Source organism: Virgibacillus phasianinus, assembly GCF_002216775.1.
GTDB lineage: Bacteria > Bacillota > Bacilli > Bacillales > Amphibacillaceae > Virgibacillus_F > Virgibacillus_F phasianinus.
Genome location: NZ_CP022315.1, coordinates 2,805,622 through 2,831,975, shown reverse-complemented (window position 1 = coordinate 2,831,975; position 26,354 = coordinate 2,805,622). Strand labels below are relative to the sequence as shown.

The following is a 26,354-nucleotide window of genomic DNA, read 5'->3' as shown; positions in this document are numbered from 1 at the left end:
CATTGTATTTTAGCAATATTGACAATTATGAAAATTACATTACAACCATGACAATTTACTTACAATTAACTTTTTTGGTCATTTTTCTTATTTAATTGAATAGATAACTCATCCAATTGTTTAGCAGCAACTTCACTAGGTGCATCTGTTAATAAATCCGCTGCAGATGCTGTCTTTGGAAATAGGATTGTATCACGCATATTAGATCTGCCAGCCAGCAGCATAATCACTCTATCCAGGCCAAGTGCGATACCACCATGCGGCGGAGCCCCGTATTCCAAAGCTTCCAGAAGAAAGCCAAATTGTTCTTCTGCTTCTTCGGGTGTAAATCCAAGTGCTGCAAACATTTTGTCCTGCTGCTCTCGTTGATATATACGCAACGATCCTCCACCAAGCTCATACCCATTTAAGACTAGATCATATGCTTTTGCACGTACATTGCCGGGATCGGTTGATAATTTGCTGACATCCTCGTCCATTGGCATTGTAAATGGATGGTGTGCCGCGCTGTATCTTTCTGTATCTTCATCATACTCAAGCAACGGCCAGTCTGTTACCCATAGGAAATTGAACTTGTTTTCATCAATTAAATTCAGCTCCTTTGCCAACTTTTGACGCAACGCTCCAAGACTGTCATATACAACGGATGATTTGTCAGCGACGAACAGAAGTAAATCACCATCACTTGCATCTGCCTTATTTTTGATTGCGACAACTTCTTCCTCGGATAAAAACTTGGAAATTGGTCCTTTGAGCTCATCACCTTCTACTTTTAACCAAGCAAGACCTTTAGCACCATAAACCTTTACAAAGTCCGTAAGTTTATCAATATCTTTTCGTGAATAATTAGCTGCTTGATTCTTAACATTTAGTAATGCTACTTTCCCCCCGTTTTCTACAGCGCTTTGGAACACCTTAAAGGATGAGTCTTTGACACTATCAGATATATGAATAAGTTCCAGGGCAAAACGAGTATCCGGCTTATCTGACCCGTAACGGTCCATTGCCTCCTGGTATTTCATTCGTGGTAATGGCAGCGTTAATTCTATTTCTTTTACTTCTTTCATCACTTTTTGCATCATGTTTTCTGTCATGTCCATAATTTCATCGCTGGTCATAAAGGATGTTTCAATATCAACCTGCGTGAACTCTGGCTGTCGGTCAGCACGTAAATCTTCATCACGGAAACACCGTGCAATTTGGAAGTATTTTTCGAATCCTGAAACCATGATTAATTGTTTAAATAATTGCGGTGATTGCGGCAATGCATAGAATTCACCGGCATGGACCCGACTGGGAACTAAATAATCCCGGGCGCCTTCTGGCGTGCTTTTTGTTAAAATAGGTGTCTCCATTTCAAGAAAGTCGTTATCATTTAAGAAATTACGGATAACCTGAGTCGTACGGTGTCTTAATTTAAATGTCTCTTGCACTGTACTTCTTCGTAAATCCAAATAACGGTATTTTAAACGCAAGTCCTCAGATACATCTGTTTCATCCTGAATTAGAAATGGAGGATTCTTGGATTTGTTTATTATTTCAAGATCGCTTACCAGTACTTCAATTTCCCCTGTTTTAATTAAGTTATTAACGGTACTTCCTTCCCGTTTCACCACCTGACCTCTGACTTCCACAACATATTCACTACGGACAGATTCAGCGGTTCTCAGTGCTTCTTTTGAGACATCTGGGTTAAATACTATTTGAACAATCCCGGATTTATCGCGTAAATCAATGAAAATTAAACCACCTAAATCGCGTCTTTTTTGCACCCAGCCTTTAAGAACCACTTCCTCGTCTATATGATCGGTTCGCAATGAGCCTGCTAAACGTCTTGCTTCACTTGCCATTATGAAATACCTCCCATTTCCTTTGTTACAGTTTGCATATAAGATATAATATCTGAAATAGCTACTTCGGTTTGATCACCAGTTTGCATATGCTTGACATTAATCACCTGATTATCTACTTCTTCGTCACCCAAAATAAGAACAAATTTGGCATGAACACGATCGGCAGCCTTAAACTGACCCTTCATTTTACGTCCCTGATAATCACGATCTACTTGAACGCCATTTTCACGTAATAAGTGGACAAGACGAACAGACTCCATCTCGGCTTTTTCACCAAAAGCAACAATAAAGCTATCCAGTTGCTGTTCAACCGGCAATGTTATATTTTCCGCTTCAAGTGCCATCAATAGTCTCTCAATTCCCATTCCGAAACCAATTCCCGGTGTGTTTGGTCCACCTAGGTCTTCCACAAGACCGTTGTACCTGCCGCCTCCAGCCAAAGTAGTAATCGAGCCAAATCCCGCAGCTTCACTCATAATCTCAAATGCCGTATGGTTATAATAATCTAACCCGCGAACCAGATTTTTATCCACTGTGTATGGAATATCCATCTGATCAAGGTAGGTTTTGACTTTTTCAAAATAAGTTCTGGATTCCTCATTTAAAAACTCCAGCATGGATGGTGCAGATTTCATTGATGGGTGATCGCGGTCTTTCTTACAATCCAATATACGCAATGGATTCTGTGTCAATCGTGTTTGACAATCTTTGCACAATTCCTCTTTATGTGGTGAAAAATGTTCAATTAAGGCTTCCCGATAATTTTTACGGCTTTCACTATCACCTAAGCTATTGATAACAAGCTTCAATGACGTTAGGCCAAGTTCTTTGTAAACTGTCATTGCCAAATCGATAACTTCTGCATCCACTGCAGGATCTGCACTTCCCATTGCTTCTACGCCAAACTGATTTAACTGGCGCATCCGCCCTTTCTGTGGACGTTCATAACGGAACATCTGTCCAAAGTAATAAAGCTTTACTGGTTGAATTGCTGAACCAAATAGTTTGTTTTCAACGAATGCACGAACAACGGAGGCTGTTCCTTCCGGTCTTAATGTAAGGCTCCTGCCACCACGATCTTCAAATGTGTACATTTCCTTTTGGACAATGTCCGTAGAGTCTCCTACACCTCGTTGAAATAGTTCGGTGTGTTCAAATAATGGAGTACGGATCTCATTAAAATGAAATCTGTCACACACGTTTTTTATCACTCGTTCAACATATTGCCAATTTTTAGCTTGTTCCGGTAAAATATCCACCGTACCACGTGGTGCTTTAATATTCATACACTGTTCCTCCTTTTAACAATACAAAAAACTCCCATCCCTAATATAAAAAAGGGACGAGAGTTCACCCGCGTTGCCACCCTAGTTGATGCGTCATCAGCATCCACTCTTCACAGTTAACGCCTGCAAAACGTCTTAACCTACTTTGTTCGATTAAGATCCTAAAGAATGTCTTTCATTAAGGGATTATGTGAAAATGCTCGCAGCCCAGTGGCATTTTCTCTCTGTTCATATCGAACTTAATTACTTTTTCCTTCAAATGGGTATAATTGATTTAAATTTAATGTCGATTCATTATAGAATGATTATAATCATAATCGTTACCTGCTATAATGTCAAGCACGATTAATTCTTTTCTTTAACTGTTTTACCTCACCGATGGAGATACCTAATTCCATCGCTATTTCCATAGGGTTTGCATGTTCATGTATTTCCATAAACCGATGCAGATTAATATCCTGCAGATCCTTGCTATTTGATGTTTTCCATTGCATGTCATTCACGCGCATTATTTCTACCTCCTATTACAATAACTATCTTTGCCTAAATACATTATTTCTATTAAAATAAGACATGATACATATTTGTTTGATTTTTAGGAGGAAAATGATTTGCGAACGTTGAAAATGCTCGGTATTTGCCTTGGCATCCTACTGATTCTGACTGCTATGACAAATCCAGTTCATGCAAAAAAAGCGGTAATTCACACAGATATTCTGAATGTTAGAAGTGGACCCGGCCAGAACTTTGAAGAAATAACGGAAGTTCACGCAAATGAAACTTATCCGATTGTGAACGAACAGGGAGACTGGGTGCAAATTCAGTTGGATTCAACTAAGGGATGGGTAACATCAGAATATATTTCAATCCAAGAGGAAAAGGCACCTGACAAACAAGCGAAAAAGAAGAACCAACAACCTAGCGTGCAGACGCTAACCATACCTTATAAACACACACATTTAAGAAGCGGTCCTTCAACCGAATATGAAATCGTCGGTTTCGCTGACAAAGGAATGACCTTTGATGTTTTAAGCGAAACGGATGAATGGTATGAAGTGAAACATGATGATTTAAAGGGATATTTAAATAAGAGGTTTATTAAGGATGCAGCGGAATCCGCCTCAACAGGAATTGAAAATAAAACCATTGTTATTGATGCGGGTCACGGCGGACGTGATGTTGGGGCAATTGGTGCAAGCGGTACTTTCGAAAAAGATTACACATATAAGACAACGATGGAGTTGAAACAGGAATTAACAATATTAGGTGCAAATGTAATATTAACTAGATCACAAGACGAGTTTATTTCACTTGGAAGCCGGGCAAGTTATTCAAATGTTGCAGGAACGGATGCATTTATCAGTATTCATTACAATAGTACTCCTGCTCTCCCGAATGTAACCGGAATCGGTACCTACTATTACCACGGTCAAAACAAAAAATTAGCAACATACATTCAGCAGGGGTTGATTAAAGAAACCAATGCAGATGACCGAGGTGTAGCATTTGGCGACTTTGCTGTAATCAGGCAAAACTTTAAACCTGCTGTCTTAGTGGAACTTGGTTTCCTGTCAAACCCGGAAAAAGAAAAGCTTCTCCAAACAGATGCATATCAAAAAAAACTTGTTCAAGGTATGATCAATGGATTACTGAAGTATTTCGCGAATAAATAAGAAAAGCGTAAGCGTCCGCTTCCGAACGCCGTAGCGGACAGACTTTCGTTTTTACCTGCTGATCTATTGAAAAAAAGGAAAGCCACCTTTTCCAGGGTGGCTTTCCTTTTTATTTATCATTACTATCCAATATAAATGTAGCCGGTCCAACATTCGTCAGCTGTACATTCATCATTTCTCCAAATATTCCTGTCTCAACAGGAATACCCTGATCCGCCATTAACCGATTGGCAGCCAGGTACAGTTCATTTGCATGCTCCGGCTTTGCTGCATCAACAAAACTTGGCCGTCTTCCTTTTTGCGTGTTAGCATAAAGCGTGAACTGGGAAATCGATAATACTCCCCCATTTACATCTTTAAGTGATAAGTTCATTTTTTGATTTGCATCCTCAAAAATACGCAGATTAACTGCTTTATTAACAATATATTTGGCGTCCTCTATTGTATCATCATGCGTAACACCCAACAGCATAACTAAGCCATCGTCAATCTTCCCTGAAACATTATCATTAACCGTTACACTGGCATTTTTGGCCCGCTGAATGATTGCCCTCATGGCGTCCCTCCTTCGCTTGCCCTAAACAGTCGCCTCCGCATTTCTTTTTCAGCTGCGGCTTCTAGAAGCTGCCGTCACAAGCAATGGACACTTCGAACGCTTAACCCCCCGCGTTCTTCGGTCCTTTGCTTATCCGTCCGCTTCTGAACAGGCGCCTCCGCTTTTTTTACTGAACTGTTCTGGTTACGGTGTATACTTCTTTTATTTGTTTAATTCGCTCTACTATTTTTCGTAAATGGTTTGTGTCATGAATGAGTATTGTAATATGAATAATTGCCATTTTGTTTCGATCGGAACGCCCAGTTACTTGGGTAATATTTGTCTTTGTTTCATTTACAGCCTGCAAAACCTCATTTAATAATCCACGACGATCATATCCAGAAATTTCAAGATCCACATGGTACTGCTTTTTATCACTTTGGTTTGTTTCCCATTCCACATGGAGTATGCGCTGCTTTGCATCCTCTGTTTGCACATTAGGGCAGTCAGACCTGTGAACAGATACACCGCGGCCTTTTGTAATATAACCAACAATATCATCACCCGGAACAGGATTACAGCATTTTGACAGGCGAACCAATAGGTTATCAACACCTTCAACCTTGACACCAGAATCACGTTTATGCGTCTTGTTGGCCTTAACATCCGTTTTCACATCTTCCAATGTTTGGGCAAGATCTTGTTCTTTTAATTTTGATTGACGAATTTTATCTGTCAGTCTTGTGGCTATTAACGCTGCTGTAATTCCTTGATAGCCGACGGCCGCATACATATCCTCTTCATTCGTAAAATTAAATTTTTCATAAACACGCTGCAGATTATCCTGAGTTAGAGCTTCCTTCGGTTCAATACCCAAAGAACGAATTTCTTTATCGACTAACTCTTTACCTTTTGTAATATTTTCTTCACGCCGCTGTTTCTTAAAAAACTGTTTGATTTTATTTTTAGCCTGTGAGGTTTGCGTTACCTTTAACCAGTCATGGGACGGTCCATAAGAATGTTTTGACGTCATTACATCAATAATGTCACCGTTCTTCAGTTTATAATCAAGGGGTTCCATCTTGCCGTTAATTTTTGCACCTATCGTTTTATTTCCAATTTCCGTATGAATTCGATAGGCGAAATCAAGCGGAACTGATCCGGATGGAAGCTCAATTACATCGCCTTTTGGTGTAAAAACATATACCATATCGGAAAATAAATCGACTTTTAATGACTCCATGAATTCTTCAGCATCATGCGTCTCGTTTTGCCAGTCCAGAATTTCACGGAACCAAGTAAGTTTTTCTTCGAAGGTTTTCTTATCCTTATTAAGTTGTCGCCCTTCTTTATATGCCCAGTGCGCAGCAATTCCGTATTCAGAAATCTCGTGCATCTCTTTTGTCCGTATTTGAACTTCAAGCGGATCCCCCTTAGGGCCGATTACAGTGGTATGCAAAGACTGGTACAGATTAGGCTTTGGCATAGCTATATAATCCTTAAACCTTCCAGGCATTGGTTTCCAACATGTATGAATAATACCAAGTACCGCGTAGCAATCCTTAATACTATCCACAATAATGCGAACTGCAAGTAAATCATAAATTTCAGTGAATTGTTTGTTCTGTTTCATCATTTTTTTGTAAATACTGTATAAATGCTTAGGCCTGCCGGAAATATCGGCGTCAATGTTTACTTCTTTTACCTGCTTGTTCACTTCATCCATTACATCTTTAATATAGGATTCACGCTGATCCCTTTTTTGTTTCATTAACTGAACAATACGGTAATACTGCTGCGGATTAAGGTATCTTAGTGCGGTGTCTTCGAGTTCCCACTTTATGGTTGAAATACCTAATCTATGTGCTAACGGTGCAAAGATTTCAAGTGTCTCATTGGAAATTCTTCGCTGTTTTTCCGGTGCGAGATGTTTTAATGTCCGCATATTATGCAATCGGTCTGCTAGTTTTATTAAAATAACACGAATATCTTTCGCCATCGCAACGAACATTTTTCGATGGTTTTCTGCCTGGATAGCCTCTTTCGACTTATATTTAATTTTTCCAAGCTTTGTTACGCCATCGACCAGCATTGCTACTTCATGATTGAAATTTTCCTCTAGGTCCTCTAAGGTAACGGTCGTGTCTTCTACAACATCATGCAGAAATCCACCTGCGATTGTTTCTGAGTCCATTTCCAGTTCAGCCAGTATACCTGCTACCTGCACGGGATGGATAATGTATGGCTCACCAGATTTCCGGAATTGATCCGAATGAGCACGCTCAGCAAATTCATATGCACGTCGAACAAAAGCTGCATCATCCTCGGAAAGGTATTCGCGGGCTCTATCAATAACATCTTCACTTGTTAAAATATCATCTTTTGCCATGAGATCACCTAAATTCAATGTAGAGAATAATCATACCATATATATTTCTTCCTAGTATCGAAAATAATTGTAAAAATGTAAAGCAATATACATTAATAGTGTACTTGCACATTTACTATATACCTATAATCTACTAATATGCTTCAGATAGCAACCCAATATATTAGAAAATCTCGGCATTCGCCATACAAGCAAATACCGAGTTTTTCTAATACTTAAGGAAAGTATAAAAACTTAAAGGACTTAAGTAAAAAAAAATCTAAGGCTTTCGCCATTAGTTCTTGGCGATAAGCCAAGATTTTCTAATAACGCATTAGGGTGAGTACGTCATAACCATCCAGCTTACTGCGTCCATCCAAATAAGTAAGCTCGATTAGAAATGCACAACCAACCACAATCCCGCCCAGTTCTTCTACTAATTTAATTGTAGCTTCAATTGTGCCTCCAGTTGCAAGTAAATCGTCCGTGATTAATACTCGTTGCCCGGGTTTAATGGCGTCCTTATGAAGGGTTAAAACGTTTTTGCCATATTCCAATCCGTAATCCACTTTAATTACTTCGCGTGGCAGCTTTCCTTCTTTTCGTACAGGTGCAAATCCAATTTCTAATGCATAAGAAACCGGACAACCAATTATAAACCCGCGTGCCTCTGGTCCGACAATAATATCAATTGCCTTTTCTTTAGCAAAATCCACAATTTCATCGACCGCTGATTTAAAAGCAGCACCATTATCCATTAGTGGTGTTATGTCTTTAAACTGAACGCCTTCTTTTGGCCAGTCTTCTACTATTTTTATATATTTCTTATATTCCATAGGTAAGCTCCTCCTTGGAAATATCTACATCATTTGTTAAACGGTGAAACCATTGATTTAAATCATCATAATTTGAATAATAAAGTTTCTTTTCTATTTCACTGCGTTTAATTCGTTGTTGATATAACCTTGATTCCTGCAAATCTTTTTTTGCAGCACTTCTATTTGGTTTAGCAAGTCCATTCTCTATAATAACAAAATTCAACTCAAAAAACACATTTAACATAAACCGGATTCTTTCTTCTGTCCAATTTTGGCTTTTCATTAAAACAAAAAGGTCTTTCTTTATATCAAAATACCCACGCTTTAGGATTAATGCATAGAACTGCTTGAAATCTTCTCTGGAGGGAAATGCTTTTAAATAATGACTGTCTTCCAAATAAAAGCATACATGAATATTAATTGGATTTGCCTTTCGAATAATCCACTCTAAGTTTTCAAGTTCGTCCGGTAAGTCAAATAGAAAAACAGTATCCACTGTATCCATTGTTTCAGGAGGCTTTGTGTACGATAAAACATCCAATTTTATTGGTACCTGTTTAACACGAGCTTGAACATTGTTGCCGATTGCTAGGTAATGTTCCGAATTATTTAGAAATGGCAAAATATCTAGTTGCTTTTTTCCCCTATGATCAAAAAGCTGCTGTTCATCAATTTGTAAATCTTGAATCACAATTTGCGCCTTCCTATTTCCATTCCATTCGTTTATGCCTATTTCCCCAACTACTGAAAGTGGGTTCTTTTCCGAAATAAAAGGAAAACAATCTCCGAGCCCAAAGCCAATCCCATCGATTGACAAAGATTCTTGTTTAAACTGCACTTTTAAATGGTTTAACTTTGCTCCTATTTGGCGCACAGTTGATGGAAATTGTTTGAGATGAAATACTGGCTTAGGATTTGCCATTCCAAACGGTGCTAATTGACTAATCTCATTTACCAGCTCTTCATTTATTTCTTTAATTGACAGTGTTTTGCTGACAGTTATTTCCTGCTTGAATTCCTCATCGGTCAGCTGAGAGTAAATCATTTCCGTCAGTGTATCACGCAGTAAGGCAATGTTCTCTATCGGTAACGTCATGCCTGCCGCTTGCGAATGGCCGCCAAAATGCGTAAAGTAATCCCTTACCTGCATACAATTTTTGAACAGATCAAATGCCGGTATACTTCGGGCAGATCCTTTTGCACTGCCTTTTTCAGAATGGATTGCGAGAACAATTGCTGGTCGATCATACTTTTTGACAAGTTTTGAGGCTACAATTCCGAGTACACCTTCATTCCATCCTTCTTTAGCAACAATGGTCACACCGGAATCCTTTGTATCATCTACTAATACTTCAGCTTCCGCCACAATCTCATTTACTAATTGTTGACGTTCCTTGTTCAGGTCCTGCACGGCTTCGGCCAAGTACGCTGCCTCATCTTCAGCTTCTGTCATCAGCAGTTCAACTGCCAGCCCAGCATCCTTCAGCCTGCCAACTGCATTTAACCGTGGTGCAATTTGAAACCCAACATCTTCTTCTGAAACATTTCCTTCAATCCTACATTGGTTTTTTAATGCTCTAAGTCCAGGTCTCTTGGTATCAGTTAACTTTTGCAACCCATAATATGCAAGGATCCTATTTTCATTTACTAACGGGACTAAATCAGCAATTGTCCCAACAGCAACCAGGTCAAGTAAATGATCTGGAAAATATCCAAGCAACCCTTGAGCAAATTTAAATGCGACACCGACTCCTGCAAGTTCCTTAAAAGAATATGTCGGGGCACATTTCGGATGAAGGATTGCTAATGCTCCAGGTAATTCTTCCTGTGGTTCATGATGATCCGTAATGATTAAATCAAGCCCAATTGATTCAGCAAATTTCGCTTCAGAAACAGATGCAATTCCACAATCGACAGTAATAATTAATTTGACCCCTTGTTCGTGTGCATAGGAAAATGCATGTTCATTTGGTCCATAACCTTCTGTAAACCGATTGGGTATATAATAGTCACAGTCCGCACCAATTTCCAGTAACGCCGACATTAAGAGTGTTGTGGAAGTAACACCATCCGCATCATAGTCACCATAAACCAGAATCTTTTCATTTTGTTTAATTGCTTTATGTACACGATCAGTTGCCACATCCATGCCAAGAAGATCTTCCGGCATAAGCAGATTGGCCAGATCAGGAGATAAAAATTCACTTGCATCTTTCGCAGTCGTTATTCCGCGTTGTACTAGTAATTCCTTGATAACAGGGGACAAATCCGTTGAATCACCCGACCATGCTATTGTTTCCGCTTCTTCATTTGAAAAATTCCAGATTGCTTTACTCTTTAACATATATTCACCCCTGACCTTCCTATTATACAAAAGAGAGCCAAGGGTCGCAATTGGAATTATTTATTACTTTGCTGCTGATCTGTCTGCTCGGGAGTGTCAATTGTTTCTATCTCTCCCTGCTCTAACTCCGGTTGCAGGCGATCATCTGTGTCTTTTTGGTTATTCAATTGCTTATTTTCTTTTCTTAATGTTTTATTTTCACGTTGAAGACGGAACACTTTAATAACACCAACTGCTGCTGTGATGACACCACCCATTAACACGGAAAATAGAATAACAAAGATCAGCGGGGCTTCACCTGACCCAAATAAGTAATTTACCTCGACCGAATCAACATTGATAACGGCAAAGATAGCTACAATAATAACAAAAATAATAGCAAATATTACATATGTTTGACCTCTCATGACCTACACCTCCTACAGTATATGTATAAATTACCCAGTTTTAGGTTGGTTTAATCATAAGAAATAGTTAGCTTACTGTTACGTCGCAATTTATATCAACTGTCAAATAAATAATATGTCAAAGCCTCATTCGTCCCTTATACTTTTAGAAAATCTTGGCTTGTCGCCAAGAACTAATGGCGAAAGCCTTAGATTTTTTTATACTTTATACCCATAAAGATTTATACTTTCTTAAAGTGTGAAAAAAACCCTTGCTGTATTGAACAACAAGGGTTTTGTCAAATACGTCCTTTACACTTGTGGACCTTCTGTTTTTTTCTTTTTGGCAAATACAACAGGTTTTTTCTTAATCATTTTACCTCTCCAAACTAACCAAAGCTGGGATGCAAGGAATAGGGATGAGTAAGTACCTGCAATTAGTCCTACTGTAAGGGCAATAGCAAATCCACTGATAGACTCTGCACCAAGAAATAAAAATGCCAATACAGCAATTATCGTGGTTAGCGATGTATTGATACTGCGTGTGAATGTTTGAACCAGGCTTCTGTTTACAATAAGTGCCAGTTCTTTAACTGATTTAACACGCTTACGTTTGATCAAGTTCTCTCTAATCCTGTCAAAGGTTACAATCGTATCATTAATCGAGTAACCAACTATCGTCAATAATGCCGCCACAATATTTACATCAAATTCAATGTGGAACAGACTAAATATTGCAATGACGAAAAATGCGTCATGAACGAGGGCAATAATAGCTGTTATTGCAAAGTAGAATTCAAACCGGAATGCAACATAAATAATCATTCCGATAATCGCTATGCCTACTGCATACAATGCATTTTTAACGAGTTCTTCTCCAACAATAGGCGAGACAACACTCACATTCGGTGCGTTACCGTATTTATCCATGAAAAAGCTCTTTATTTCTGCAATTTGGTCTTTATCCAATACGGTATCGTATCTTGCCACTGCGATTTCCTTATTGTTCCCGGCTAGCACTACGGATTCTGGCTCTAGGTTTAATTCGGCCAAACTATCCTGAACTTGGTCAGTGGTCAGGCTATCGTTTGCCAATACCTGAACACGTGAACCACTTGTAAAGTCAATTCCGGGATTCAATTGAAATAGAACCAGTGAAATCGCCCCAAGAATTACCATAATACTAGAGGCTATAAAGAATTTTCTCCGGTGGTTTACCGGTTTTAACTCCCGGTTAAAGAGCTTAGGCTCGTGCTCTGTTTTATCTTTTATATCCTTAATATCCCTTTGTTTTACCCCAAACCAGCCTGGGCGGTTACGTAAAAATTTGGTTTTGATCCATAATCCCATTAAAATTCTTGAACCGTAAACGGCTGTGATAAAACTTACCAGAATACTGATGATTAGCATAGTGGCAAACCCTTTTACCGAGCTTGTACCAAATGCAAATAGAATAACCGCGGCAAGTATCGTCGTAATATTGGCATCTAAAATCGTGGAAAGTGAGTTCTTGTTCCCTGCTTTAAAGGCAGCAGAAATCGACTTACCTTCACGAAGCTCTTCTTTTATACGCTCATTGGTGATAACGTTGGCATCAACAGCCATACCCACACCCAGAATTAATGCGGCAATTCCCGGTAATGTTAATACCCCGTTAAGCAGTTCAAATACTACCAACACCAGGTAAATATAGATGCTTAAGTTAATAGCAGCAATCAGTCCTGGAAAACGGTAATAAACAATCATGAACAGAAAGATAATACCGACACCAATAATTCCAGCAAATACCGTTTTGTTCAGTGCCTGTTCACCAAATTGTGCTCCAACTGATGTGGAATACTTCTCATTTAAATTAACCGGTAACGACCCGGAATTGATGATGTCCGCAAGCCGCTGTGCTGATTCAACTGTGAAGTTTCCAGAAATCTGCACATTTGTTGTATTCAATGTCTGCGTTACCTGAGGGGCTGATATGTACTTTTGTTCCTCTTCCTCTTTTTTATATTCTTCAGCAAAGGAATCCCCTTTTTGGTAATCCATCCAAATTACCAGCAGATTATCCTGATAAGTCGTGTCAGGATTCTGCATTTGTTTGATTTCACTGGTAACCTCAGCGAACTTTGAGGCATCCTTTAATTGCAGTGTAACAATAGGTGCATTTGTTTTTGGATCAAAGTCCTGTTGTGCGCTACCTTCCTTGATGTCTGATCCATCCAGGTACTCTTTATCATTCACATCACGAAACGACAGCCTAGCAGATGTAGATAGAATTTCCCTGGCTTCTGTTTGATTATCAACGCCAGCCAGTTGGACTCGGATGCGATCTTCTCCCTCGATATTAATACTAGCTTCACTAATACCAAGCCTGTTTACACGTTCATTTAACGTTTGAACGGTAGCTTCAAGTAATTCCCGGTCAACCTCCGCCCCTTCTTCAACGGGGTCTACTTGGTATAAAACCTCAAATCCACCTTGCAGATCTAAACCTAAATTAATATTTTTGGTTATACCAGTTACCGTTGTTCCAATCGTTGCAGCGAAAACGATCACGATTAGAAAAAAAGCAATAATTCTCCCTCGATTCTTCATTAACCAGTTGCCTCCCTCTTTCATTTAAAGCTAAAACAATATGTATTGGTTTCCACTAATCATTCTTTCCTGTTACCGCTTGAATAGAAGCCATTAAATCATCATCTTCATATGCTTTAACCGTTAAATAGCTTAAATATATGTTGGATGCCAGATGAAAAATATCCTGTACAACCTCATAAACATGCTTGGAAGGATTTCCCTTCCATACTTTTTGAACCAAACAATTCCATATTTCTTCAGTTGATGCACTGGAATATCCCATTAATTTAAATTCACTTACTTTGCTTTCTAAAGCGGGTTCCATTACTGCTTTCCATTCATTAATACTTCGCAAAGTTTCCACCCACGTTCCCCCTTGTTATATCCAGAAACCCTTTAAATTTTATCTCTTGTCATGCTTGGACACATTCATTGCATATATATCATTGTATATGAAATTTGATTATTTGAGAAGGCAGGGTTTTCATTATGACCAAACAAACATTTTTGCAAGGTACGATCATATTGATTATTGCTGGGATGATAACACGTTTGTTGGGTTTTATAAATCGAATAGTAGTTGCTCGAGTAATGGGCGAGGAAGGTGTTGGCCTATACATGATGGCCCTTCCTACAATGTTTTTAGTTATCACCATTACACAACTTGGTCTGCCTGTTGCAATCTCTAAACGGGTTGCTGAGGCAGATGCTATCAATGATCAGCAAAAAATCAAAAAAATCCTAATAGTTTCGTTGATTATTACTGGTTGTACGAGCTTATTAATTTCAACAATACTGTTCTTTATGATACCCTTCATTGCCACATCGCTTTTAACGGATAGCCGTACTATTTACCCATTGATGGCCGTATGTCCAATCATACCTATCGTTGCTATTTCAGCAGTAATTCGCGGTTATTTCCAGGGACTGCAGGATATGAAACCGCAAAGTTATTCGCTAGTTATTGAACAAATTGTCCGGATTAGTTGTGTCGCCCTCTTTGTGAAATTGCTTCTTCCATATGGTATTGAATTTGCTGCCGCCGGGGCAATGGTCAGTGTCATTCTGGGTGAACTTGCTTCCTTATCTTTTATCATATATGTGTTTAAACGCAGGAAGGTTATTAAAATTCGTTATCGTTTTTTTGGTTATTTAAAATCAAGCAAGGAAACTTTAAAGGAACTATTCTCAATTGCTTTACCAACTACCGGTAGCAAAATGATCGGTTCGATTTCCTATTTCCTCGAACCTATCCTAGTAATGCAAAGTTTGGCAATCGCAGGAATTGCAAGTAGTTTAGCAACGAAGCAATATGGCGAACTAACAGGATACATCTTACCACTTTTGTTTTTGCCGACTTTTATTACTAACTCATTATCCATAACAATAGTTCCTTCGATTAGTGAAGCTGGGGCAAAACAAAATAATAAATTAATCCACTATCGTATTCACCAGGCCATTCGCATATCCTTTGCGTCAGGGGGACTCGCAACCATCGTTTTGTCATTGTTTGCAGCTCCGATTTTACTATATATGTATGGAACAGATCATGCAAGTGGATTTCTGATATTAATGGCACCTTTTTTTATCCTGCTTTATATACAAGCCCCCATGCAAGCAGCATTGCAGGCACTGGATCTGGCAAAGCCAGCGATGTGGAATAGTTTAATTGGTGCTTTTATTAAATTTACCGCCTTATTTGTTTTAGCCTCAAGCCCAAAGTTCGGAATAACTGGGGTAGCACTTGCCATGGTCGTCGGTGTCGTGCTGGTAACCTTATTACATTTGGCTTCCTTACAAAAGGCTATCAAATTCTCTATACCTTTATTAGATTTAGGGAAAATGGCAAGCCTGTTGCTCATTACATGGTGGGTTGGGAATATGTTGAAAAATATGTATGTCTCAATGGATAGCCAATTATCTGTTCTAATAGGCATTATCTTAATATTAACGTTTGTATATATACTATTACTTTTTGGTTTGCGATTTATAACGAAAGAAGAATTAAAACAAATACCTCTCTTCGCAAAATGGTTCTCATCCAAGTAAAAAATATTGTTCGTCTATTTTTAAAAAACATGAATAAAATGACAGTAAATGGACAAACAGAGGGGGAGAATAAATGAAAAGGCAACAATTTATTGCTTTAATGTACGGGTGGATTGTAATTCTTGGTCTTATCTTTATTTCAAGTATAGTATTAGCGCTTTTACTCAAATTTACACCATTAAATGAACCGACACTATCGTGGGTAACGCTTGTAATAGGGCTAATCACATTATTTTTCGGGGGTATTGTGGCCGGAACGAAAAGCAAGAAAAAAGGCTGGCTAATCGGTGGGGTTACCGGTCTCGGATTTACTTTATTCACATTTGCTGTGCAATATCTAGGATATCAGCATACATTTTCGATTGAACAATCCCTGAACCATCTAGGGTACATCCTGATTGCGGTTTTAGGAGGAGTAATTGGAGTAAACGCAGTTGGGGAAAGCCAGGAATAAGAAAAACTCAGGCACTTGCGCCTAGAAATTTTTTATACATTCCTGTCTATTAGAAAGAAAAAGGAAGTTGCCAATGATTACGCGGCAACTTCCTTTTTACTTATGTAGCGTGGTAGAAACAAGCAATAACTGCATGCAATTATTGCTTGTACTACGTAAGGTTAGCTTTTCCTATGTGTCTATTATTCCGAAGCAACTGAGTTACTCACTTCGCGAATAGCAGAACGATCATATGTAAGCTTTACTCCATCAGCTGCAATGATAACAGTTGATTCATCAATTGCATGAATCGTACCGTGGAATCCGCCTATCGTAATCACAGAATCACCTTTTTTAAGATCTGATTGCATTTCTTTTACTTTCTTTTGACGTTTTTGTTGTGGACGTATTAACAAGAAGTAAAAAATAACAAACATCAATATTATTGGAAGTAAACTATATAATGTGTCCAATTTGTTCCCCCCTCTCTAAAAATTCTTTGCATTCGGTTGATTAAAACCATATTTTTCAAAGAATGCCTCTTTAAAATCTCCAAGCCGATCCTCGCTTATCGCTTCTCGCACTTGTTCCATTAATTTTAACAGAAAATGGAGGTTATGATAAGTAGTAAGCCTGAATCCGAATGTTTCATTACATTTAATTAAGTGCCGGATATATGCTCTAGTATAATTTTTGCAAACATGGCAGCCGCAATTTTCATCAATTGGCGAAAAGTCCCTGGCATATTTTGCATTACGCACAACCAGGCGGCCAGTTGAAGTCATGCATGTCCCGTTACGGGCAATCCTTGTAGGCAGCACGCAATCAAACATGTCAATTCCTCGTATGGATCCATCGATCAGCGAATCCGGTGAACCCACTCCCATTAAATACCGTGGCTTATTAGCCGGCATTAGCGGTGTAGTATACTCAAGCATCCGGTTCATAATATTTTTTGGTTCACCAACTGACAATCCGCCAATTGCATACCCAGGCAGATCAAGTGATGCAAGATCCTGTGCACTTTGTTTTCGCAAGTCCTCATATTCTCCACCTTGAATAATGCCAAACAAACCTTGATTCCCGGGGCTTTGATGCGCACTTAAACATCTTTCTGCCCATCTTGAAGTTCGTTCTACGGAGGCTTTCATATAATCATAGGAAGCAGGATATGGCGGGCATTCATCAAACGCCATCATAATGTCAGAGCCCAGATCATTTTGAATCTGCATAGCCTTCTCAGGGGATAGAAACAGTTTTTCACCACTGATGTGGTTGCGAAAGTGTACGCCTTCTTCCTTTATATCACGAATTTTGCTTAAACTAAAAACCTGAAACCCGCCTGAGTCAGTCAAAATGGGTCTGTCCCAATTCATGAATTTATGCAGTCCACCTGCATCTTTAATGATATCTGAACCAGGTCTCAGCCACAAATGATACGTATTTGAAAGAATTATCTTTGCATCTATTTCCTTTAATTCTTCCGGGCTCATGGTTTTTACGGTCGCAAGTGTACCAACAGGCATGAACATTGGTGTATCAAACGAACCATGCGGCGTGTGCACTTTACCTAGTCTTGCACCTGTTTGTTTACATGTCTTTATTAATTCATACGTAATTGCTGTCATTTTATTCGTTCCTCTTTCTTTCAGGTAAAATTAACATCGCATCACCAAAGCTAAAAAAGCGGTATTTTTCTTTTACAGCCTCATTGTATGCATGCAGGATGCTTTCACGGTCAACAAGCGCACTTACCATCATGATCAATGTCGACTTTGGCAAATGAAAATTTGTAATCAAACCATCAATCGCCTGAAAATCATACGGTGGATAAATAAAAATATCCGTCCAACCGCTTGATGCTACAAATTCTCCCTCATGGTCGCGGGCAATCGTTTCTAGTGTGCGAGTAGAAGTTGTCCCGACCGAGATAATTCTCCCATTATTTTTTCTCACAGCTTTTAGAGTTTGCGCCGTTTCCTCTGTCATGTGATAGAATTCTGCATGCATGGTATGATCGTCTATGTTATCCACACTGACAGGACGAAATGTTCCAAGTCCGACATGCAGGGTAATAAACGTAATAATAACGCCCATACCTTTAAGTTCATCTAATAGTTCGTTGGTAAAATGCAGACCTGCAGTTGGTGCAGCCGCTGACCCCTCTTCCCTCGCATAAACGGTTTGATACCTTTCCTTCTCCGGCAACTGTTCTTTAATGTAGGGAGGCAATGGCATTTCACCAAGTTCATCTAAAACTTCATAAAAAATACCTTTGTAATCAAACTGCACGATTCGCCCGCCATGTTCTTTTGTTTGAAGACAGGTCGCCGTTAGCTTTCCATCACCAAATACTAGTTCTGTACCCACTTTCATTTTCTTAGCAGGTTTAGCAAGAACTTCCCAGCAATCTTTTTCCTTTTGATGCAGCAGCAAAACTTCAAGTTTTGCTCCGGTATCTTTCTTAATCCCGTACAGGCGTGCAGGTAACACTCTAGTATCGTTTAGTACGAGACAATCTCCTCGTTTCAGGTAGTCCTTTATATCTGAAAAGTGTTTATGATCTATTTGCTTCGATTCACGGTTCAGTACCAGCAGCCGTGAAGCTGTTCGGTTCTTAAGTGGTGTTTGTGCTATTAATTCTTCTGGTAAATCAAAATCAAAATCATGTATATCCATACTGCAAGTTCATACCCTTTCCTACTTCAATTTCCCTATCAAATACAAAATAAGTGATAATACAATGCTTACTACAATAGATGTCATAATCGGAAAATGAAAAGAAAAATTGCCACGTTTAAAGCTAATGTCACCTGGCAGTTTACCAAACAACGTCCAAATGACTCCAATTATGATAAACACTATTCCTAAAACAATAAATAATTTTCCCATACTCATCTTAATCCTGCTCTTTAATCCCAAAATGATTATAGGCTTTTTGCGTGACAACCCTTCCTCTCGGTGTACGCTGAATAAATCCTATTTGTAATAAGTATGGCTCATAAACATCTTCTATAGTCTGTGATTCCTCACCAATTGTCGCGGCGATTGTATCTAATCCCACTGGTCCCCCGTGAAACCCGTCAATAATACTCTTTAACAACTTATGATCGACATGGTCAAGGCCCACATCATCTACCTGGAGCATTCCAAGGGCCAGATCCGTTGCCTCAAAACTAATTTCAGTTTCTCCTTTAACCTGGGAGATATCACGAATTCGTTTTAATAAACGATTCGCTATCCTAGGAGTTCCTCGTGATCTGCCGGCGACCTCAGCAGCCGCCTCTTTAGTAATGGATGTTTGAAAAATTTCGGCAGTACGCTCTACAATCGAACACAAATCTTTAGTTTCGTAATATTCCAGCCTGCTTAACACCCCAAAACGATCTCTGAGCGGCGCGGACAGTAAACCGGCACGAGTTGTCGCACCTACAAGCGTAAACGGTGGCAAATCAATTCGTACAGATCTGGCACTTGGCCCTGACCCGATCACAATATCAAGGAAAAAGTCCTCCATTGCAGGGTATAACACTTCCTCAACTGAGCGCGGCAATCTGTGTACTTCATCAATAAACAGGACGTCACCAGGTTCGAGCGAAGAAAGGATAGCCGCCAAATCACCCGCCCGCTCAATTGCCGGTCCAGAGGTGGAACGGAATTGTACACCCATCTCATTCGCGATAATAGCCGCAAGTGTCGTTTTCCCCAGCCCAGGCGGACCATAAAGGAGAACATGATCAAGAGGCTCCTCACGCATCTTTGCTGCTTGAATAAAGATATGCAGATTTTCTTTCACTTTATCCTGCCCAATGTACTGATTCAAGGTTGTGGGACGAAGACTGAGTTCTACAGTAGAATCCTCCTGCTGTAATTCACCTGTGACCATTCGTTCCTCCATCAAAAATCCCCCCTTGGTTATTTTTTCATTAATAGCGCTAATGCTTTTCGAATAATTTCATCCGTATTCGAAAGACTTTCTTTCTGTAGCTGTGGAATAACTGTTTTTATCTCTTTTTCGGAATAACCTAGTGACCGTAATGCTTCTTTTGCCTCGGCCATCCCCTCCGTGTGCACGCCTTGTTCGGATTTATCGTCTGTTAACTGATCTGAAATGCCAAGCATTGTAGTAAGCTTTCCTTTTAGGTCAAGTATCACTTGTCTAGCAGTCTTTTTTCCTACTCCAGGAAAACTGGTTAAAAATTTATCGTCTTCCCTTTCCACAGCCGCCACAAAATCATTGACATTGACAGACCCTAAAATGGCAAGCGCGCCCTTTGGACCGATGCCAGACACTTGCAGCAACTTAGTGAAGAGAGACTTTTGCTCTTGATTTTTAAACCCATATAATAGTTGTGCATCTTCCCGAACGTGATGATAGGTGAAGATAAGTGTTTCATTATTTAATGCTGACTGAAAAACAAAAGGATTGGCACAAAGTATCTCATACCCAACCCCCTGAACATCGACGATGACTGAATCATCCTGTATATATGTAACTTTCCCCTTTATGTACGAAATCATAAATCCTTCTCCTCTTTTAATCCTGCTCCTATTTTAACATAATTAACGATAGAGCGTACAGAACACCCTATCGTATCGTTTGTTATATTAACTTATTTCCAGATTATGATGGATATCCTGAACATCCTCATTGTCTTCCAGGGTATCAATTAAATTCATCATTTTTTCTTCATCAGCTTCTGGTAAGGAACTGTACGTTTGCGGAATTAAAGTTACCTCTGCGTCAGAAATGGGATACAAATCGCTGATATGATCACGAACACCTTCAAAGTCTTCAGGAGTCGTAACAATTTCATAAGATCCATCGGAGACAACAATATCCTCAGCTCCCGCTTCTATCGCTTCAAGCGTAATTTCATCTTCGTCAATTTTTCCTTCTTCATTTTCAATTACGATATACCCTTTTCGGTCAAACATAAAGGAAACGCAACCACTTTCACCAAGGTTGCCATCGTTTTTCTTAAACGCATGCCGAATTTCAGCAGCCGTTCTGTTTTTATTATCCGTTAAAATATGAACAATAACGGCTACACCACCTGGACCATATCCCTCATAGGTGATTTCTTCAAAGTTTGCCCCGTCGAGGGTTCCAGTCGCTTTTTTTATTGCACGATCGATATTGTCGTTTGGCATATTATCTGCTTTTGCCTTATCAACGACTAAACGCAGAGAAGCATTTGTAGTAATATCCCCTCCGCCTTCCTTTGCTGCTGTATATATATCTTTTGCATGACGCATAAAGACTTTCCCTTTTTTTGCATCCTGAGCGTTTTTCCTTTTTTGAATATTATGCCATTTAGAATGACCAGACATTGGACATTCTCCTCTCTAGAAAAATTTCTTTCTTTACTATATCAAATTTTCCCACCTATATAAACAAAAAATTGCTTCACTAAGTATTCATCTAGTAAACAGCAAAAAACCTTTGTTAGCCCACAAAGGTTTTTTATCGTTAGTGAACATCATTTATAAATGTTAAAGAATTAGCGATTGGGATTAAATAACCGTTTCATATCATCTTTCAGATCATCCGAAAAGTTTGATTGCTTGAGTCTCGCTTTCAGGTTGCTCATCCGATCCCAATGATTGTCATCCGTGTACACAACAATTGTTTTATTTTTATCAAATTTACGAACATCACTCTCGATGCCATCAGTAATGTCATGATTAGAATGATCATTTAACATCACCGCGACAACTATTTTCTTATCCGTAATCGCCACTTGAGCCAGTTTAATATCCCGTCTTTTCATTAAGTAGTCTGCAATTTCTTTGGACTGTTCATTTGTAAATACATCCGTATTGTTTCCAGATGTGTTATCCCCTCTATTTACGTTCCCTTTTTCTATTTCAGTTTGGGTTTGGGGTTGATCACCTGTATCAAGGCGCTCATTCTGCTCGTGCTTTGTTTCATAATGTAAGGGTTGGGACTGAATTTGGTCGTCATCACTTGCTTCATTGTTTCCCCCATTTGCACAACCACCTGCGATAAGAACTGCAAACAGCAGGCATCCGTATCTAAGTCTCATTTTAAAAACACCTCCTTTACTTTGTAGCATGTTTAAAAGAGGTGTTTTTTACCCTAGTTAATTACAGGAATTACTCTTTTATGATAAGCGGAATTGTTTTGCGCCTTTTCGCTTATGTTCCGTTCGTTTGTGCATGTTTTCAATAATTCGTTTGTCATGCTCAGGAATTTCCTTGCCTTTTAGAAAGGCATCAATTTTATCATAGGACGTTCCCATCTCTGCTTCATCAGTCTGTCCTTCCCAAAGGTCCGCACTTGGTTTTTTATTAATTACTTCGTCTGGAACTCCAAGGACACGTGCCATTTCACGAACTTCCTCTTTGGTAAATTCAATTATTGGCAGAATATCCACCCCGCCATCACCATATTTCGTGAAGTATCCTGTATACCACTCGGATGCATTATCTGTGCCAACCACCAAATAATTATAATTTGTTGCCAATGCATATGATGTACTCATGCGTAAGCGCGCACGAAGATTGGCATTAGCCAGTTGGTCATTCTTTTCATTCCATTCATTTTTTTGTTTCAATTGTTCCCGGATTTGACCGTACATGACACTGTGGGTTTCTGCCAAATCAATCGTAATCCTGTCAATTCCGCAGCTCTCAATTACCTTTTCCGCATGTTTCACACTATCTGGGCTGCTATCGAGCGGCATAATTGCTCCCAGAGATTGATCAGGTACAGCACGTTTAATCAGATGAGCAACAACTGCTGAATCCAATCCACCACTAACCCCTACCAATAATCCATTAACTTTCGCTTCTTCGACTTGGTCGCGCAACCAATGTACAATCTTATCTATTATTTCCTCCATATGATTACTCCTTTATGTATTCTGATATCACTATCCATTTTAACATTATTTGTTCATAACGGAAAAAAATACATTAGAAAAGCAAATGCCTTGTTATCGGAAAACAGAAAAAGAGACGAATTGGTTGTTAACTCGTCTCCTTAGTATTCAGTGTGAAAGGCTCGCGGTGTATGAAGTTTTCACTATTCGTTTATATTTTCATCCTCATCATCATTAATTGGTGCAGTCGGGAATGGTTGAAACCCAGGTGGAGCTGGATAAGGATCTCTGTAATTTTGATTCATCCCCATTTGGGGTATGGCTGATTAAATTTTCCATAATGATGGTTATTTTTATCATCACATTCCATATTGTTATGTTCCGGTTTTTTAGGCATTTCCATTTCTGGCAAATCATCATACATGTTATTTACATGATGATGAAAAGGCGGCTTCTCCCCTGCACAGCCACATTGCTTACATGGCATTGGTTTATGTTGCATTTGCATTGGAGAGGCATTGCCATGATGCATTGGATGCATTTGATGGTGCATCGGTTGCATCTGGTGGTGCATAGGCATCTGATTCATCTGCATTGGATGCATCGGGTAGCAGCACATAGGGACCATTGGCATGTGCATATGCTCAGGCATCATTGGATTTGGCATCGGCATTGGTGCCGGTTTTGGTTGCTTTTTTTCCTTATGCTTTACCTCTTTCTTTTCCGGTTGAGGCATTTGTGAGAAATTGATGGTTGTATAGTTATACATGTCATTATCAATAGGCGGCATTTGGTACATTGGTGGTTTTTGCTGCATCATCGGTTTTTGCTGTGGCATCATTGGATTTGGTTTCATTTCCGGTTTTTCTTTTTCATCCTCTTTTATGACTGGCAAAGGTTTTGGAGAAATATCCTTGTATGGGGTTTTAACCATTTCCTTTTCCTTGGCTTGCACCTCCTCCTTTTTAACTGGCTTAGCGTTACTAGGTACCTTGATTTTCATTCCTGGCATAATCATATCAGGACTGGATAATTGTGAGTTTAGCTCTTTTAATTGCTCGAAATTAACGTCATACATCTTAGCAATTTCCCACAATGTATCCCCCTTCTTTACAATGTGTATTTTCAAACTAGTTCAATCTCCTTTCCTTTCGTGAAAAAACTGGGCTAACCACTCATTAACAACATATGCAGAAACCCAGAAAAAGTTGAACTAGAATATAAGAAAATCTAAGGCCAATCGTCTGGAAAGACGATTGGCCTTAGATTTTCTTATAATACAGGTGTTTTTTCATCTACTCAATAAATTCAAATTCATATGCTAATAACCGGATGGTATCTCCATCTTTTGCCCCGCGTTTCCTAAGTGCTTCGTCAACACCCATACCACGCATCTGCCTGGCAAAGCGTTGAATTGCCTCATCTCTGTTAAAATCAGTCATTTTAAATAGTTTTTCTATTTTTATTCCTTCCAATACATATGCTCCATCCGAATCCCGTGATATTGTAAAAGGCTGTTCTTCTTCTTGGTATCGATAAACTACCTTTTCATCTTTATCCTCAAGGGTGGTACTTACTTTCGGAATTTCGTCCAATTTGTCTGCAACAGCAAACAGGATGTCTCTTAGCCCATCCTTCGTAACAGCGGAAATTGAATAAATTGGGTAATCATTGTTCATTTTCTCTTTAAACTGTTTTAAATTTTCTTCAGCGTTAGGCATATCCATTTTATTTGCTGCTATTATTTGTGGGCGATCCGTAAGTTTAACGTCATATTCCTTTAATTCCTGGTTAATTTTCAGGAAATCATCATATGGATCACGGCCTTCAGTCCCCGCCATATCAACCACATGCACAAGCAGGCGTGTCCGCTCAACATGTCGTAAAAACTGATGGCCTAAGCCTACACCTTCACTCGCTCCTTCAATCAATCCTGGCAAATCGGCCATCACAAAACTGCGCTGGTCACTGGTTTCCACTACACCCAAATTGGGGGAAAGTGTTGTAAAATGATAATCCGCAATTTTTGGCTTTGCTGCACTTACAACAGATAATAACGTTGATTTACCTACACTTGGAAAACCAACTAACCCAACATCAGCAATCAATTTTAGTTCAACTTTTATTGTCCGTTCCTTACCAGGTTCACCGTTTTCAGCCATATCCGGTGCGGGATTACGCGGTGTCGCAAAGCGGGAATTCCCCGTCCGCCTCTTCCGCCTTTTGCAATCACCGCTTGTTGCCCGTGATGCGTTAAATCAGCAATCACTTCGTCCGTTTCCTCATCAACCACAGTAGTACCGGGTGGAACCGGAACAATTAATGGCGGCGTATTTTTTCCATGCTGATTTTTACTCATTCCATTTTCACCGCGTTTTGCCTTAAAGTGACGGTTGTATCGAAAATCCATCAATGTATTTAATCCTTCATCCACCTTAAAGATGACGTCACCGCCATTGCCACCGTCGCCGCCAGCAGGACCCCCTTTAGGTACATATTTTTCTCTTCGATAGGCAACAAGACCATTGCCGCCGTTACCAGCTTTTACAAAAACGCTTACCTGATCTACAAACATTTTTCTTCACCTTTTCTGTTCCTCGGAATTATTACTGTTAAAGTTACGTGATTTCCACTTTGTTGTTGTGTAATATTTTTATTGATACGTTTCGAATCATTATTTATATCATGGAAAGAGCCATCTAAAGAAAGCCTTACTTTAACCTGATTAAGATCCGGAAAATATTCGAGCACAACTTCTCCTTCATATAGTTCTGTTTCACTGGTTATTTTCTCTAAATGTCTAATACAATACTCACAATTCGTTGTAAGTTTCCCATCTATATCGGCTAAGTTTATTTTTTCCCCAAGAATGGTGTATGTAAAACGAAAATTCGGGTGGATGGAATTAAATGGAATCAGCCATAATGCCAAATTTGGTGCGTTTAAATTCATTAGTTTTCTTTCCTCATCGAATCGGGACAAATAATCAGCTAGCTTTTCTTCAACCTTTTCCAATTTCCCCATACTCGTATATGCTTGTACAATTTGCAAATCGTTCATAACGTCATGTCGATAATAGCGCAGTAATTCCATAACCTCTTTTTCTTCCACGATATCCCTCCATTAATATCAAAAGTATAGCAGAAATTATCTAATTTCGGAAGGAACATATTATAGGTACCAAGACGTA

The 26,354-nt window shown here is 39.2% G+C and carries 24 protein-coding genes, 1 pseudogene and 1 other annotated feature; of the genes and pseudogenes, 3 read left to right on the top strand and 22 right to left on the bottom strand.

Annotated elements, in window-relative coordinates; genetic code table 11:
• Window positions 1-65: 65 nt before the first annotated feature.
• The 3 genes from aspS to CFK37_RS20195 form a co-directional block, all read right to left on the bottom strand.
• Window positions 66-1,850, bottom strand: a complete 1,785-nt coding sequence (gene aspS / locus CFK37_RS13540) for an aspartate--tRNA ligase (protein ID WP_089062355.1) — start codon at window positions 1,848-1,850, stop codon at window positions 66-68.
• Window positions 1,850-3,139 carry a histidine--tRNA ligase gene (hisS, locus tag CFK37_RS13535; RefSeq protein ID WP_089062354.1) on the bottom strand — a complete coding sequence of 430 codons (1,290 nt, stop codon included), beginning with the start codon at window positions 3,137-3,139 and terminating at the stop codon, window positions 1,850-1,852. Before hisS ends, aspS begins: the two co-directional genes overlap by 1 nt.
• Window positions 3,140-3,188: 49 nt before the next feature.
• Window positions 3,189-3,408, bottom strand: a binding site (T-box leader).
• A gap of 66 nt (window positions 3,409-3,474) precedes the next feature.
• A complete protein-coding gene (locus CFK37_RS20195) occupies window positions 3,475-3,648 on the bottom strand; it encodes a hypothetical protein (protein ID WP_172840506.1) in 174 nt (57 codons plus the stop codon).
• A 102-nt stretch (window positions 3,649-3,750) separates the two neighbouring features.
• On the opposite strand from CFK37_RS20195, the gene CFK37_RS13530 reads away from it, so the two are divergent.
• Window positions 3,751-4,812: an N-acetylmuramoyl-L-alanine amidase family protein gene (locus CFK37_RS13530; protein WP_089062353.1), complete on the top strand. Its 1,062-nt coding sequence runs from the start codon at window positions 3,751-3,753 to the stop codon at window positions 4,810-4,812.
• Between the two features lie 109 nt (window positions 4,813-4,921).
• On the opposite strand, the gene dtd is transcribed toward CFK37_RS13530, so the two are convergent.
• The 7 genes from dtd to CFK37_RS13495 form a co-directional block, all read right to left on the bottom strand.
• Window positions 4,922-5,368 (bottom strand): D-aminoacyl-tRNA deacylase, encoded by a 447-nt coding sequence (gene dtd, locus CFK37_RS13525; protein ID WP_089062352.1) that lies wholly within the window; start codon window positions 5,366-5,368, stop codon window positions 4,922-4,924.
• Between the two features lie 166 nt (window positions 5,369-5,534).
• Window positions 5,535-7,736 (bottom strand): RelA/SpoT family protein, encoded by a 2,202-nt coding sequence (locus tag CFK37_RS13520; RefSeq protein WP_089062351.1) that lies wholly within the window; start codon window positions 7,734-7,736, stop codon window positions 5,535-5,537.
• A 302-nt stretch (window positions 7,737-8,038) separates the two neighbouring features.
• A complete protein-coding gene (locus CFK37_RS13515) occupies window positions 8,039-8,551 on the bottom strand; it encodes an adenine phosphoribosyltransferase (protein WP_089062350.1) in 513 nt (170 codons plus the stop codon).
• The gene (recJ, locus tag CFK37_RS13510; protein WP_089062349.1) at window positions 8,541-10,877 is read right to left on the bottom strand and encodes a single-stranded-DNA-specific exonuclease RecJ; all 2,337 of its coding nucleotides are present in this window, start codon (window positions 10,875-10,877) and stop codon (window positions 8,541-8,543) included. Before recJ ends, CFK37_RS13515 begins: the two co-directional genes overlap by 11 nt.
• A 56-nt stretch (window positions 10,878-10,933) precedes the next feature.
• Complete coding sequence (locus CFK37_RS13505) at window positions 10,934-11,284, bottom strand: LapA family protein (RefSeq protein ID WP_089062348.1); 351 nt, start codon at window positions 11,282-11,284, stop codon at window positions 10,934-10,936.
• Window positions 11,285-11,575: 291 nt separating this feature from the next.
• The gene (gene secDF, locus CFK37_RS13500) at window positions 11,576-13,852 is read right to left on the bottom strand and encodes a protein translocase subunit SecDF (RefSeq protein WP_089062347.1); all 2,277 of its coding nucleotides are present in this window, start codon (window positions 13,850-13,852) and stop codon (window positions 11,576-11,578) included.
• 55 nt (window positions 13,853-13,907) lie between these two features.
• Entirely contained in the window at window positions 13,908-14,198 is a 291-nt protein-coding gene (locus tag CFK37_RS13495; protein ID WP_089062346.1) for a post-transcriptional regulator, read from the bottom strand.
• A 125-nt stretch (window positions 14,199-14,323) separates the two neighbouring features.
• Here CFK37_RS13495 and spoVB point away from each other — a divergent pair, with 125 nt between their 5' ends.
• Together spoVB and CFK37_RS13485 are read left to right on the top strand one after the other, a co-directional pair.
• Entirely contained in the window at window positions 14,324-15,883 is a 1,560-nt protein-coding gene (gene spoVB, locus CFK37_RS13490; RefSeq protein ID WP_089062345.1) for a stage V sporulation protein B, read from the top strand.
• 73 nt (window positions 15,884-15,956) lie between these two features.
• A complete protein-coding gene (locus CFK37_RS13485; RefSeq protein ID WP_089062344.1) occupies window positions 15,957-16,337 on the top strand; it encodes a TIGR04086 family membrane protein in 381 nt (126 codons plus the stop codon).
• A gap of 182 nt (window positions 16,338-16,519) precedes the next feature.
• On the opposite strand, the gene yajC is transcribed toward CFK37_RS13485, so the two are convergent.
• From yajC to CFK37_RS13425, 12 genes and pseudogenes are all read right to left on the bottom strand, one after another.
• Window positions 16,520-16,789, bottom strand: a complete 270-nt coding sequence (gene yajC, locus CFK37_RS13480) for a preprotein translocase subunit YajC (protein WP_089062343.1) — start codon at window positions 16,787-16,789, stop codon at window positions 16,520-16,522.
• Between the two features lie 15 nt (window positions 16,790-16,804).
• The gene (gene tgt / locus CFK37_RS13475; RefSeq protein ID WP_089062342.1) at window positions 16,805-17,944 is read right to left on the bottom strand and encodes a tRNA guanosine(34) transglycosylase Tgt; all 1,140 of its coding nucleotides are present in this window, start codon (window positions 17,942-17,944) and stop codon (window positions 16,805-16,807) included.
• Window position 17,945: 1 nt separating this feature from the next.
• Window positions 17,946-18,995 (bottom strand): tRNA preQ1(34) S-adenosylmethionine ribosyltransferase-isomerase QueA, encoded by a 1,050-nt coding sequence (gene queA, locus CFK37_RS13470; protein WP_089062341.1) that lies wholly within the window; start codon window positions 18,993-18,995, stop codon window positions 17,946-17,948.
• Window positions 18,996-19,016: 21 nt separating this feature from the next.
• A complete protein-coding gene (locus CFK37_RS13465; RefSeq protein ID WP_089063663.1) occupies window positions 19,017-19,208 on the bottom strand; it encodes a DUF2905 domain-containing protein in 192 nt (63 codons plus the stop codon).
• 7 nt (window positions 19,209-19,215) lie between these two features.
• Window positions 19,216-20,214 (bottom strand): Holliday junction branch migration DNA helicase RuvB, encoded by a 999-nt coding sequence (ruvB, locus tag CFK37_RS13460; protein WP_089062340.1) that lies wholly within the window; start codon window positions 20,212-20,214, stop codon window positions 19,216-19,218.
• A 17-nt stretch (window positions 20,215-20,231) separates the two neighbouring features.
• A complete protein-coding gene (gene ruvA, locus CFK37_RS13455; protein WP_089062339.1) occupies window positions 20,232-20,837 on the bottom strand; it encodes a Holliday junction branch migration protein RuvA in 606 nt (201 codons plus the stop codon).
• An 87-nt stretch (window positions 20,838-20,924) separates the two neighbouring features.
• Window positions 20,925-21,650: a YebC/PmpR family DNA-binding transcriptional regulator gene (locus CFK37_RS13450; RefSeq protein WP_089062338.1), complete on the bottom strand. Its 726-nt coding sequence runs from the start codon at window positions 21,648-21,650 to the stop codon at window positions 20,925-20,927.
• Between the two features lie 170 nt (window positions 21,651-21,820).
• Entirely contained in the window at window positions 21,821-22,366 is a 546-nt protein-coding gene (locus CFK37_RS13445; protein WP_157724854.1) for a YhcN/YlaJ family sporulation lipoprotein, read from the bottom strand.
• Window positions 22,367-22,444: 78 nt separating this feature from the next.
• Entirely contained in the window at window positions 22,445-23,185 is a 741-nt protein-coding gene (nadE, locus tag CFK37_RS13440) for an NAD(+) synthase (RefSeq protein WP_089062336.1), read from the bottom strand.
• 280 nt (window positions 23,186-23,465) lie between these two features.
• Window positions 23,466-24,293, bottom strand: a complete 828-nt coding sequence (locus tag CFK37_RS13435; RefSeq protein WP_089062335.1) for a LysM peptidoglycan-binding domain-containing protein — start codon at window positions 24,291-24,293, stop codon at window positions 23,466-23,468.
• Between the two features lie 166 nt (window positions 24,294-24,459).
• Window positions 24,460-25,739 (bottom strand): annotated as a pseudogene (obgE, locus tag CFK37_RS13430) (GTPase ObgE).
• Window positions 25,730-26,275, bottom strand: a complete 546-nt coding sequence (locus CFK37_RS13425) for a Spo0B domain-containing protein (RefSeq protein ID WP_089062334.1) — start codon at window positions 26,273-26,275, stop codon at window positions 25,730-25,732. Before CFK37_RS13425 ends, obgE begins: the two are co-directional and overlap by 10 nt.
• Between the last annotated feature and the right edge of the window lie 79 nt (window positions 26,276-26,354).